We start from the raw sequence: 13,094 nt of genomic DNA, 5'->3' as shown, positions 1-13,094 counted from the left end.
AAGTGGCCGAAACCATATTCCCGTACACTTTCGTCACTGGTGACGAAATGTGTTGCGAACCAACCGGTTACGCCGATAATGTACCTTATGTCAGGTAACCCTGACGGAATGCTTACGCATGTCTGGCCAGCCTGACATCACGGGTCTACCCTATCTGCATGGGCTGGATGCACGAGAGCGACACGCACTTGCACGAGGCGGCGTTGGTGGCTGTGTTCGACGACGGGGCCGAGAGCCTCGGGTCGACCATGATCGACGGCGTGGACTACGAGGTCGTCGAGACCGCCCGGCGGCCGGACGAGGATCTGCGGCGGCCGTCGGCCGAGATCGTCGGGTGGCTGTTGACCTGCAGTTGCGCCCGCCGGTCAAGTTCCGAGGTGTCGACCTGGACCCATCCCATCCAGTGGACGCGGGTACCCTCAGCGTCCCTCGAGGACCTCACCCGCCACCGGGTGTTTGCCCCCGACACCGACGTTCACGCCGACGAGCGGTCTGAGGTCGCGGATGCCGCACGAGTAGTGTGGCGGCGCGAGCATCTCGACCCGATCGGCGTCGTAGACGAGATACGGGCCGCCGCGGATGCCCGCAGGGACGCCGACGCGCGACTCGACGCCGCGGTGGCCAAAGCCCGCCGGCTCGGCCGCTCGTGGGCCGACATCGGCGCCGCCGCTGGCATGACCCGACAATCCGCAAACGAACGCTGGAAAGGTCGCGGCGACTGAGCGCAATCGTAAATTCGCGCAGTGGCGGGAGGACCTATTTCCACCCTTGACAACAATGCCGTCTATGTTCCTGGTGCAGGCCCGTAGCGCATCCAGTCGTAGGCGACCGCTAGCTTGGCATACTGGCTCATGAACTTCCCAACCCGCCGGGGGCGTTCCGACTCGATCAAGTCTCGAAGCCCCTCGGTGTCGTCGGTTCGCGTCGGCAGAGTGAAGGCGTGGTAAATCACCCACTCGACGCCCTCTCCATTGACTAGGTCATCGATCGTCTCAGATGCCGCGGTCGATAGTTTCCCCAAATTATCCTTTACTGCGGCTGCGCGGGTTCGAACTCGTTCAGGAACGATTGCATCTTTTCTGACATCGCCAGCCTTAGTAAGCGCGCCCATTCCTCGCAAATATTTAAAACAAGGCACGTGAGTGGTTATCGCGAACTTCGGTATCACCTCTTTGACCATTTCGACGCAGTCGAGATCGAGGTCCGGTTGCCCAATGAGATCATCGACTATATCCCACCGGGTCAGACCAACCATTCCCCTATAGGTCATCTTCGCCCCTACGCCGAAGACTACATCGGGTACTAGGTCCTCATCACCGTCTATGTCAGCCACATGGTAGGTCAAGTGGCCTCCGGGATCGTTACTTTGCACCAGTTGATACACTTGGGACTTCAGATGCCGCAGCACTCTGGCCGGTAGCGCACGCTCACGCTCACCAAGCACCTCGAATAGCTCGAGAAAGTCAGGAACTACTAGTTCGCGTGCCTCAATGTCGCCTGCAGTAAGGCTGACAGTGCGTGTACGGACTTCCGGCGGTGCCTTCGGTTGCCAATTCACAAAGAGTAGGCGGTCGCGTAATTTCTCTGCATTCGCGCCGCCCATTGCAGTTGTCAGCGACTCCAGTATTGCCCTGACGTTGCCGTCGTTCATGCTGTAGCCAAGGAAGAGCACAGGATGCTCCACAAAAACGGTCATTAGCTTGGCGGCAAGGTAGGCGTTTCGGTCGTTGAAGTTGGTGTAGTCGCTTTGCGTAAGGACCAGGCTGTTGGGCCTCGCCGATGATCCATGGATCATGTACACCTCCGCGATACCGTGCGTGTCAGCGAAGAGCAGCTCCTCCTGGCCTACAAAGGTCGTGTAATCCGGAAACACTTGTTGCAGCAGCGCATCGTAATTGGTGGTAATAATACCCTCCGCGGTAACTGCCTTAAACAAGTCAAACTCTCGCCGCAAGGACCGCGGGACTGACATGCTCGCAACCTCATCGTCCACATAACGGGCGATTTCGATTTTCAGTGCGGATGCTGGCTCGTCAACATCGTCGCCGTTAAGCTCACGAGAGGCTGCAAACTCGTCGAGCTTCCACCACACTTCGTAAAAATCGTCGCTCAGCATGGTCGCAGCTAGGGGAAGGTCGCCCTTCGCGCGGCCACGATAGTAGTTGAACGGCCGATCGGTGAAGTCCGCGAAGTGTGAGAGCAGTCCCTCCCAATCAGGAAGACCGACGTATCGCCTCGAAATCCCAGAGCCGACAAACAAGAAAGGGCCTGCAAGTGAGCGCAGGTGAGGGCCTAGGTAGTCGGCGATGGGTCCCATCTCGAAAGCATATGTGCTCTGTCGCGACGACAACGCCTCCACCCATCAGCCTGTCGCACTTGCCGCCGTCAGGCGGTGAGGGCCTGACCCAACGGCCTGCTAGCTGGTGGACCGAGCACCAGGTCGGTGAATATTGGCATTGGTGGCGTTCTTCGTGGACGGGGCCGTGAGCCACGGGTCGACCATGGTCGACGGCGTGGACTACGAGCTCATCGAGACCGGCCGGAGTCCGGACGAGGATCATCGTCGGCCGTCGGCCGAAATTGTCGGCTGGTTATTGCGCTGCGATTGCGCTCGCGCTCGCCGATCCAGTTCCGAGGTGTCGACCTGGACCGATCCGGTGCAGTGGTCGCGCGTGCCCTCGGCGTCCCTTGAGGACCTGGCCCGGCATCGCGTGTTCGCCCCCGACAACGACGTCCACGCCGACGAGCGGCCTGAGGTCGCTGAGGCCGCACGTGCGGTGTGGCAGCGTGACCATCTCGACCCTCTCGATGTCGACGCCGAGCTTCGGACGGCCGCGGATTCTCGCAGGGACGCCGACGCGCGACTCGACGCCGCAGTTACCAAGGCTCGCCGTCTGGGCCGGTCATGGGCTGACATCGGAGCAGCGGCAGGAATGACACGGCAGTCGGCAAACGAGCGTTGGAGGGACAGGGTGTGACGTGACTTCGGTGCTGATGGAGCGCGCGCCCCCCACCCCGGATGGTGGGTCCGTAGGGCGCAGCCAGCTCTAGTGGCGTGTCCCCAGTGCACGCTGCGCAGCGGCAAGTTCATTCTGCTCGAAAGGTGTCGTTGGCGTAATCGATGGAGGCGTCGACTACCTCGGCGATACGACGTACGTCGGTATCGACGTACGAATCCAATCGGAACTTGTCGGTCTGCCGACTCCCACCTCCCTGTCCACCGCCGTAACGAAGCCCGGATTCGGCGACCTTTCCACGGAAATGGGCGCCCCAGAATGGTGGGGCGGCACGCTGGTACGTCACCACCGCGATCAACCCTTCCGGTGGGATGTCGATGTCGTTCATCCGGACTTCGACCTCACCTACCCGCTCGATTGGCTTCCAGTTCCTGGCGGTGTACGCACCGAGGACTTCCAGAAACTCGTCGTCGCTCTGCAAGGGCTCTAGGCCTTGAGTGAAACCCGCGCGCCAGGACTCCACATTCGTCATTCGCCGGGTCCGGGCGGTCGTGGATGCCCGCAGGAACGCCGACGCACAGCTCGACGCCGCAATGAACAAGGCCCGTCGGCTGGGTCGCTCGTGGACTGACATCGGCGCAGCTACTGGCATGACCCGACAAAAAGCCAACGAGCGCTGGAAAGACCGTACGTGAGTGCTGCCGGTGAATAGTGTCTAATTCGACTCTGCCGCAATTAGTTTCAAGACAAAGGCGCTGAGATCGCAGCCAAATCTCGACGGTCACGATTGCCAGGCAGCATCACTTGCCGTGAACCCACCGTCCGATGAGGAACGGTCAATCGTCCTCGCTCATAGCCCACCCGGTTGATCGGTCGCTCCAGTCCCCCGCTCTGTTAGCAGTCGGTTGTAGACAGATCGCACGTCGGCCGCCATTGTCTTCCCTTCCGTGGCCACATCTCGGTATCGGCGCGGTCCGACACCGAATGGCCGCGCGCACTGTGACGCGAGCGCACTTATGCCTCCGTGAGTCCCCCGAAGTCCGCAAGGAGGCTCTCCACGTCGTCGTGCAGTTCGCTCTCGGGCCCGTACTGGTAGCTGACCATGCGGACGCTGCGCCCCTCGGTCCGGTTGTAGAAGTACGTGGTGAACTGAGCACTGCTCGGCGCGGCGCGGAGCTGCACGAAGTGGCCCAGCCGCAACGGCGACTGTGACCCGTCCCGGACGAGATAGAGCTCGTCTTCGAACATGTGGTCCCCCACGGCGAACTCCCGGGTTGCAAAGGGTGTCCGAGTCCCCACGGCGACCTCGGCGGTCTGGACGAGGCCGTCGCGGCGGCGCTTGGCGCTACCGGGGCGGACCAGCACGAGCTGTGACCAGACGTTTCCGAGGATCCCGCGGAGCTCTCTAAGGTCTGAGTGGAGCGAGTCGACCTGCGTCCTCAGTTCCTGCTCCGGGGTGTACCCCGTGTGGCCAGACCACCGGTTACGCTTACCGTTCACCTCCTTGAACTTCGTGACGATGTCTTTCGAGATAAGCCGCGCGATGCCGGCGCGGCCAAGTTCGGCGAACGCGCGGCGGACACGGGCCTCGTCATCGGCGTCACCATCCTCTAACACGCTGCGCAGGTTCTTCGACGTCTTCTCGACAATGACTACCCAGGTTCCGAACGAAGCCTTCTCGATCCCTAAGTGCTGCTCATGAAGGGTTTGACGGATTGCGGCCTCGGTCTCGTTGCTACTGCCCGGATCGCTACGGCTCGCGGACAGCAGGACCGTCGCGTGGAAGGTCACGATTGCCTCCCAGGCGTGGAGATAGGCGCGCTGCTGCTCACCCACCGACTGGGCGGACTCTGCGGTCCACAGCGCCGATGCAATCGGGTACGGGAGTTGGTCGAGCCAGGTCGTCAGCGAGTCGTCGAACGCGCTAGCGACCTTGCTCACCACCTCGTCAGCGTTCTCCGGCTCCGACCAGATGCTCGCCCGTCGGGCGCCGAGGTCCGCCTGGAACGAGCCGAGCCGCTCGTCCGCCGACGCGAGGGCGCGCTGGACGCCGAGATCCGGGATGGGCACGAGGAGCTCGTCGGCCTACCGCATCAATGAGTTGGCGTCCGACCGCAACGCGTTGAGATGGTGGCCCGAGCTTCCCTCGCCGATCGCACGGAGTCGACTGGCGACGCCCTGCTCCGAGTTGAGCCACGCCGCCATGAAGGGCAGGTAGACCGAGTTGTCGTCGAGCTGGATTGCTAGGACCCGTCCGCCTGCGTCCGTCTCGGACAGGTCGGTGGCGGCTCTGCCAGCCCTGGTGGGCACGAACAACCACCGCTCGTTGTGCTCGTCGTTCGGATCAGTTTTGGTTTCGGGCTCTCGTGCGAGGAGACTGCTCAGACGCCGGCTTGGCCAGCGTTTTGCGGCCATGTCTCGCAGCAGCTCGAGCGACTCGTCTCCGAAGATTCGGCTGGGATCGAGGTCGACGGTCGAGCGCGGCTCCTCGGTCAGTGCGACTCCGGAGTCGGGCCCATAGCGGGCCTCCAGCAGTCCATCGTCGATCTCCGTGTCGTTGTACGTGGTGACGCGCCAAGAGAGCTGACGGCCTTTGCTCGTGACGCGCGACAGCCGTGCGTCTCTGCGTATGAACTGGCGAGTGCTGATGGTGCGGTTGCGGGGGCCCGACTTATTTGTCCGGAGCCCGGATTCGAGCTCGAAGAACGCCTCGGCCGGGATCGACCTGCGGCGGCGCTCCGTGGTGAACATCGTCTGCAGATCGGCGACCATCGCTCTGTTCCGGGAGACGTCGCTAGCGTTGTTCGAGAAGGTTAGAAGGTAGAGGGGAATAGCCGTGTTCGGCGCAAGGCCGTCGGGGAGCCGGGTGACCGATTCTAAAAGGCCGGCGTCGACGATTCGTTGCCGCACCGCTCCGGTTGCAGTGCCGGCACTCAGCGCGCCCGGGTTTACCAATGCGGCGACACGTCCCCCGCCCTGCTCGGCCGGATGAAGCTTCTCGAGGGCCAAGGAGATGAACAGCCAGGTGCTGTCAGAGCGCTGCGGGAGGCCGAACCCGAACTCGCCGTTTGACTGCCGCGCTTCGACAGCCGTTGCCGAGCCCCTCCAGTCCATCCCCCAAGGCGCGTCGACGATCACCAGATCGGCGCTGAAATCCTTGAAAGCGTCGTGCGTCAACGTATCCGCATGAGCGATTTCGGCGTCGTCGACCGCCTCAAATCGACGTCGGCTCACGGACACGGCGGCGTCGTTGATGTCCTGACCGCGGTAGCGGACCTGCACTCCCGATGACTGGAGCGCATCGACTAGGAGAAAACCGGCGAACCCCAAGCCGACCGCAGGATCCCAGAGGTCGACAGACATTCGACTCGGATCGAGGCGACTGAGGATGCCGACAGCAAGAGCCTGCGCCAAGGACACGCTCGTCGCGTGCTCCGGTCCAACCGGACCGCGGTCCCAGTCGGAATACGGCACTGTGTCGGAGTCTTCGAGCACCGCGCGAATCGCCGGGTGCGGTGCGCTCTTTGTCGCCATTGCCTACTCGCCTTCGTCAGAGGCCACGGCGTCCTCCGAATCCGTCTCATCCGTCATCCGCATCCGGCGCGAGTGGTATAGATACTGGCCAATCAGCCGGATGAACTCGTCGGCGCGTTCGTTCTCGCCGGTCAGCGCGCCGGTGAGCTTGCCGAACGCGCCTTCGTTGAGCACCGCGGCGTCGGTCAACGTCTCGCGCAGCTCCGGCGAAGCAAGGAACTGGTCGACGGCGTTGTGATGGATCTGCTCGACGATGCGCTCGTCCTCTTCGGCCATGCCAGCGGCAGCGATGACGAATCCTTCGATCTGCGGGTCGGCGAACTCTGCACCGAACAGCGAGTTGATCCGGGCAACGACCTCCGACAACAGCTCCTGCTGTGGGTCGGGTCGCGAAACTCCGGACCCGACGCTGGTGATCCCCTCCAGTCCAGGGGTCTCCTGGTAGCCCGACAGACCTATGTCGGCTCTGCCCTGGTCGATCTGGCGAACCCGGCGCAGCTCGAGCCCGGAGACGTCGACGTCCGCGCCCGGATCGTCGGAGGGCAGCAGGCGCGACAATTGGCGCAGGAACTCCGCGAGCTTCTCGAGGTTGCTGGTGCCGTAGTCGACGACCTGTGACATGAAGTCATAGAGGCGCACGTAGGAGACGCAGTCCTTGCGGAAGGTTCGCAGCTCGTCGCGCATTTGGCTGTCCCGTTGGTCTATAGCCTCGAACCACCGGCTCGCGAACTCGTCCCGGGCTGGGGTCACGGCGGCGGCCAGCGCGGCGTGCGACTGGGTCGGGGTCCACCACGCCTCGGCATAGCGCGAGACGTCCTGAGGCGTGTAGATCCGCGCCTGGGCCAGTTTGGTCGCGAGCTGGTGCACCAGGTTGGGGTCGGTGGCAGTCTCGACGTGGGCCTCGAGGTAGTACGTCAGGAACGCGTCGCGGATCTCCACCGGGTCGTTTACGAAGTCGAGCACGTAGGTGCGGTCCTTTACCTCGCCCGACGGCGCGCGATAGGTCCGGTTTAGCCGCGACAGCGTCTGCACGGCATGCACGTCGGGGAGCTTCTTGTCGACGTACATCGCGCACAGCAGAGGCTGGTCGAAGCCGGTCTGGAACTTGTCGGCCACAAGCATCAGTCGATACTCGGGCCGGCGGAACTCCTTGGCCAGGTCAGCACCGAGACCGGGATTCATCGACGCCTCGGTGACGTCGGTCAGTCCATACTCGTCGTCGCTGATCTTGTCGGAGAACGCGACGATTGACTGGTAGCCGTAGCCCTTCTGCGCGAGGTACTTGTCGACCTCGACCTTGTACCGGACCGCCGCCTGACGGGAGTCCGTAACGACCATCGCTTTGGCGTGGCCGTCGAGGAGCTGGGCAACGTTCGCGCGGAAGTGCTCGACGATAATCTCGACCTTCTGGCCGACGTTCGTCGGATGCAGGTTCGCAAACCGCATGATTTTGCGGGACGCGACCTTCGGGTCGACCAGACGATCGTCACCGCCCTCAATGATGCCGGTGACGACGCCGTCCCCGCCGCGCTGCTCGATCTCGAACGCGGTCCTGTAGGTCTGGTAGCCGCGCAGCACGTCGAGGATGAAGCCCTCCTCGATGGCCTGCCGCATAGGGTAGACGTCGAACGAGACGGGTAACCCCTCGTTGTTCTGCCGCCCGAAGAGCGTCTTTGTCTTGGCCTTCGGCGTGGCCGTGAACGCCAGCAGGGACACGTTCCGCGCGCCGGCGCGGGCCGCAGTCTCACCAGCGATCTGCTGCTCCCTGGCGTTGTCCTCGCCGACGAGCTCGTTGACGACGTCTTGCTCGTCCACCTCCTCCGCGGTGGCGATCCGGCCGCCCTCGGTGAGCACCTTGCGCAGATCGGACGAGGTCTTGCCAGACTGCGAGGTGTGCGCCTCGTCGATGATCACCGCAAAGTTCTTGTCGCCGAGTGTGGTCTCCAGCAGCCCCTTGACGTAGGGGAAGGTCTGGATTGTGACGACGATGATCAACGCTGAGCCGGTCAGCGCGTCGAGCAGCGCGCGGGACTTCGAGCCGCCGGAGCGGCGCACAGCGGCCGAGTCGATCACGGCTACCGTGCCGACGGTGTCGTCGACCTGCTCGACGGCCTGCTGAAGCTGCACGTCCAACACGCGCCGGTCGGAGACGATCAGGACCTTGTCGAAAACCTTCTCGTTGGCGACGTCGTGCAGCCGTGCCAAACGATGCGCCGTCCAGGCGATGGTGTTGGTCTTTCCCGACCCAGCGGAGTGCTCGATGAGATAACGGCGGCCGGGACCTTCGTGCGTGACCGAGTCGACGAGCTTCCTCACCGCGCGCCACTGGTGGTACCGCGGGAACATCAGCGTGGTGGACCGCTTGATCTTGCCGGATGCGGGGTCCTCGCCGGCCTCTGTCTTGAGGAACACCTGCGATCCGAGGATGGCCAGCCAGTTGTTGCGCTGCAGGACGTGCTCCCACAGGTACGACGTGGCGGCCCCGTCCGGGTTCTGCGGGTTGCCCGCGGCACCGGTGTCTTCGTGGCCGCGATTGAAGGGCAGGAAGTGGGTCTTCTCCCCCGCTAGCTTCGTGGTCATGTGAACCTGGTCGTCGTCGACCGCGAAATGCACGAGGGCGCGGGTGCCGAAGCCGAGCAGCGGCTGACCGGCCGGGTTCCGGTCGTTCCGGTACTGGCTGACGGCAGTGTGCCACTCTTGCTTGAAGAACGATTTGAGCTCGATCGTCGCGACCGGCAGCCCATTGATGAACAGCACCAGGTCGATTGAGCGGCTGTCCCCTCGCTTCGGCGAGAAGTGCACCTGACGGACCACCCGCAACCGCACTTTCCGGTAGCGCTCGGTGGTCGTCCGGTTCTGCGTCGTGGCAGGCCTGAACTGGCACATCCGCAGGTGCGCTGTCGAGCCACGGGTGTGGGAGAACTTCCGGCGCAGCACGTTGAGTGTGCCGCCCCCGGACGCCATCGGCGTGTCCAGGCGCGACACGAGGGAGGACAGCAGGGCGTCGCGGTCTGCAGCCTCAGCGCCGGTGCCGACCCGGACGACCTTCGCGTACTCGTCGGGCTGTGTCTCGCTCAGCCACTGGTGCACGTCCTCCGGCCAGATCGCTCGCTCTGCGTCGTAGCCGTCGTCGGTCTCGCTGTACTCCCAGCCATTTGCGGCGAGGTGCTCGGCGATCTCGATCTCGAACGCTTCCTCGCGGGTGCCGTCGGGTGCCGCCATGGCTCAGCTCGCCTTCCGTGCAGTGCGCACGTCGATCTGCCCGGTCACCGCGGCCGTAATCAGCGCTGAGCGGCGCTCCTTGGCGAGGGCGATGTGCTCCTCGGCCTTGGCGATCAAGACATCGATCTGGTTCGTTTCCGACTTGATCCGAGCAGCGGCGATTCGCTGCTCGACGATGGGCGGGACAACTAGCTCGATGTCGGCCAGGTCCTGCCAATAGAGACGCCACTGGGAAGGGCGGATCCCCCGGGAACGTAGTCGATACTCAAGGACCAGCTCAGGCGAACGCAGGCAATAGTGGGCATATTCGGGATCTAGGTCTGGTGTCGTCGGGCGCAGCACTTCGTAGTCCCCGCTGACGATTCCGCGATGGGCTGAGATCCCCAGCGATCCCTGCCATGCCTTCATCTTGTTGACGACCAAGTCGTCAGGCCGAACGAGGAGGTAACGTTCGACGTTTTCGGGGGTCTTGTTGAAGTTGTCCGCCCGAGATGACTTCGGGATGACGCCGTGCTCACGGTAGACGGACAGCACCTCCTCACCAGGCTTGTTCGCCTCACCAGAGGGGCGGTACAGCCATCGCAAACGTCGAGTTTCACCGCCAACGCTGGCCAACACGCAATCCAGCACCGATCGCTTACGTTCGGCCAGAAACCTCAACAGGTCGTCCTGCTTGGCTACGAGAGCGTCGATCTGGGACGTCTCGCTGTCGAGGAAGTCGGCGATAGCGCGCTGCTCGTTAGTGGACGGCACGTACACGTGAAGGGGCGCGATCTGACCGACGCCGATGCCAGGCTGGGCCGCACTTGTCGAGTACTGACCAAGGTTCATCACACGCAGGAGCGCGGCCAACCATCGCTCGTCGATACCACTCGACGGCGTTGCGACGATCGCGTGCTCACTCGCCCAGAACTCACCGGAGACGAGATGCACGTTTCCGCAGAGCGCTCCCTGGCGGCCGATGAGCACATGCGTTCCTCGATGCGTCCGCTTCGACGTGAATCCTCGAAGACCGTTCGCGCCGAATACCGGGTAGTCACCAGAGTCCTCGATGGCATCGACGGTGATCGCGTCCCCAGCCCGCATCGATTCGACCAGATGCTTCACGCGGGATTTGGTCCAACGGGCGGGAACGCTGAGCCCCGTCATCCAGGCCGCTTCTGCATCCTGAAGTTCGTCGCCTCTCACGACTCGACCTCGCGCAGGAGCGTCATGATCTCCCGCACAACTCTCTCGAGGTCGGCGTCGATCTCGTCTAGCGGCCTGGGCGGCACGTAGGTGTAGAAGTGCCTGGTGAACGGGATCTCGTAGCCGGTCTTCGTCTTCGACCTGTCGATCCAGGCGTTCGCAACGTGCGGCCTTACCTCGGCGTCGAAGTAGGCCCGCACAGTCTCATCGAGGGCCTCGTGAGACTTCGGGTGGCCACCCCAGCCGAACGGCACGTTCTCGGTATCGCGAAGCGCTGCGTCCGCCTCGGGCTTGCCCTTGTTCACCCCCGAGGTGTAGACGCAGATATCGGCGGACTCGTCGTGGACGCCGATTGTCTGCCACAGGGTCTTTCGCTGCGCGGTGGTCAGTTGGAGGCCCTGGTCGCCGAGGTGCCTGCCGAGATCCTTGTTGAACTTCTCCCGGTTCAGATATGGCTCGTCGTTGAACGATTCGAGGGCTTCAACCAGTCCTGCGATCTTCCCGAGCGTTCTGTGCTCCGCCACCGCGCGGATCGTATCGGGGGTGCACTCGAAGCGGAGCTGGAGTGGACGCTCGACCGTGACGGTCCAGTAAGCGAAGTCGAGATTGTCGAACACTTTTAACGGCACTTTGGCGTCGTCGTCCTCACCTTCAGTCCCGGCGAAGACACGCACGATCGCCTCGCGATTCTTATCGTCGATCTCGACGCGCTTGGAGCCGATTGACTTGCGCAGCTTCGACCCGAGTCCGGTGGCGTCGATCAACTGCACTCGGCTCTTGCGTTCGGCAGGCTTTGAGTTCGACAGGATCCACAGGTAGGTGGCGATACCGGTGTTGTAGAACATGTCGTTCGGCAGCGCGACGATGGCCTCGACCAGGTCTAGTCCGAGCATGTGGCCACGGATGTCCGACGGCCCGGAGCCCGCGCCGCCGTTGGACAGCGGCGAGCCGTTCAGGACAATGCCAGCCTTGCCACCGCGGCCCGAGTCATCGACGTCGCGCATCTTCGAAGCGACGTGAAGCAAGAACAGCATGGCTGCGTCGCCGACGGCGGGGAGCCCGGGCGCGAACCGTCCCTGTCCACCCCGCGCGTGCTCGTTCTTCACGTCGGACTCGACAGCCTTCCAGTCCGTCCCGAACGGCGGATTCGACAGCACGTAGTCGAAACGGCGGCCCTCGAAGCGGTCGACGATGAGCGTGTCGCCCTGCCGGACGTTCGAGGGGTCCTGACCCTTGATGAGTAGGTCGGCCTTGCAGATCGCATAGGTGCGCGGGTTGATCTCCTGCCCGAACAGCGCCGTCGATGCGTCGGGGTTCAACCCGTGCAGGTGCTCGTCAGCGACGGTAAGCATGCCGCCGGTGCCGACGGTCGGATCGTAGATTGACCTGACGGCACCGCGGTCACGCAGCGCCTCCGTGTCCTCGGCGTAGAGCAGGTCGACGAGGAGCCTCACGACGTCGCGCGGGGTGTAGAACTGGCCGGCACCGTCGTTGGCAGACTCGGCGAACCGGTAAATGAGGTTCTCGAACAGGTCGCCCATGTCGGCGTTCGAGATGTCGTCGGGAGACAGTGGGATCTTGGCGAAGTGGCGGGTGACCTGGGCGAGACGGTCACGCTCGTCGAGGGTTCGGATGACGTTCTCGAAGCCGAAGGACTTGAACACGTCCAGGTTCGCGGAGAAGCCGCCGACGTAGTCGATGAGGTTCTGGGCCAAATTATCGGGGTCCTGCAGCCCCTTCTCTAGTGTGTAGGGGCTGGTGGTCCAGAACGACAGCCCGGCGTTTCCCTCGGTACGAGTGGCGATCTTGAGATGAGTGCGCCGCTGCTGCTCGCCGGGATACTTGTCGACGATCTCGGCGATCGCCTCGCGGTGAGGCTCCATTACACACTCCAAGCGACGCAACACCGTGAACGGCAGGATCACCGAGCCATACTCAGCCTCGGCGTAAGGGCCCCGCAGAGTGTCGGCAACACTCCACACGAAACTGGACAGAACAGACAAGGACACTCCGAACTAGAAGCGATTCTCAAGTCTCATCGATCCGGTTGCTGACCCATGAGCACAGTTCGAAACACTAGTTGGCGTCATCTACTGCGTCCCGCCCACACCCTTCGGCGGCGGCAAGCGGAGAGGGATCAGCCGCGAGCGCCGGCCCGAAGGACTGGCGGCAGACCGGAGTCTGAAGTCCATT

At 63.4% G+C, this 13,094-nt stretch carries 9 protein-coding genes; 2 read left to right on the top strand and 7 right to left on the bottom strand.

Going from position 1 to position 13,094, the window contains the following annotated elements; translation table 11 throughout:
- Positions 1-158 precede the first annotated feature (158 nt).
- Positions 159-722, top strand: coding sequence for a hypothetical protein (locus GR168_RS23790; protein WP_203235965.1), 564 nt, complete (start codon positions 159-161; stop codon positions 720-722).
- Positions 723-784: 62 nt separating this feature from the next.
- On the opposite strand, the gene GR168_RS23090 is transcribed toward GR168_RS23790, so the two are convergent.
- Positions 785-2,317 carry an SIR2 family protein gene (locus tag GR168_RS23090; protein ID WP_159372024.1) on the bottom strand — a complete coding sequence of 511 codons (1,533 nt, stop codon included), beginning with the start codon at positions 2,315-2,317 and terminating at the stop codon, positions 785-787.
- 142 nt (positions 2,318-2,459) lie between these two features.
- Between GR168_RS23090 and GR168_RS23085 the strand changes: the two genes are divergently transcribed.
- Entirely contained in the window at positions 2,460-2,978 is a 519-nt protein-coding gene (locus tag GR168_RS23085) for a hypothetical protein (RefSeq protein ID WP_238995134.1), read from the top strand.
- 109 nt (positions 2,979-3,087) lie between these two features.
- On the opposite strand, the gene GR168_RS23080 is transcribed toward GR168_RS23085, so the two are convergent.
- From GR168_RS23080 to GR168_RS23055, 6 genes are all read right to left on the bottom strand, one after another.
- Positions 3,088-3,489: a hypothetical protein gene (locus GR168_RS23080; RefSeq protein ID WP_159372023.1), complete on the bottom strand. Its 402-nt coding sequence runs from the start codon at positions 3,487-3,489 to the stop codon at positions 3,088-3,090.
- A 482-nt stretch (positions 3,490-3,971) separates the two neighbouring features.
- Positions 3,972-5,027: an N-6 DNA methylase gene (locus tag GR168_RS23075; protein WP_238995133.1), complete on the bottom strand. Its 1,056-nt coding sequence runs from the start codon at positions 5,025-5,027 to the stop codon at positions 3,972-3,974.
- 15 nt (positions 5,028-5,042) lie between these two features.
- A complete protein-coding gene (locus GR168_RS24080; RefSeq protein ID WP_238995132.1) occupies positions 5,043-6,491 on the bottom strand; it encodes an N-6 DNA methylase in 1,449 nt (482 codons plus the stop codon).
- 3 nt (positions 6,492-6,494) lie between these two features.
- On the bottom strand, positions 6,495-9,713 hold the full coding sequence (locus GR168_RS23065) for a type I restriction endonuclease (RefSeq protein ID WP_159372022.1): 3,219 nt from the start codon (positions 9,711-9,713) through the stop codon (positions 6,495-6,497).
- A 3-nt stretch (positions 9,714-9,716) separates the two neighbouring features.
- Positions 9,717-10,901, bottom strand: a complete 1,185-nt coding sequence (locus GR168_RS23060; RefSeq protein ID WP_159372021.1) for a restriction endonuclease subunit S — start codon at positions 10,899-10,901, stop codon at positions 9,717-9,719.
- Positions 10,898-12,904, bottom strand: coding sequence for a class I SAM-dependent DNA methyltransferase (locus GR168_RS23055; RefSeq protein ID WP_159372020.1), 2,007 nt, complete (start codon positions 12,902-12,904; stop codon positions 10,898-10,900). Before GR168_RS23055 ends, GR168_RS23060 begins: the two co-directional genes overlap by 4 nt.
- Positions 12,905-13,094: the final 190 nt, after the last annotated feature.

Source organism: Gordonia sp. JH63, assembly GCF_009856645.1.
In the GTDB taxonomy this organism is placed as follows: domain Bacteria; phylum Actinomycetota; class Actinomycetes; order Mycobacteriales; family Mycobacteriaceae; genus Gordonia; species Gordonia hongkongensis.
This window is presented reverse-complemented; position numbering and strand designations above follow the sequence as displayed.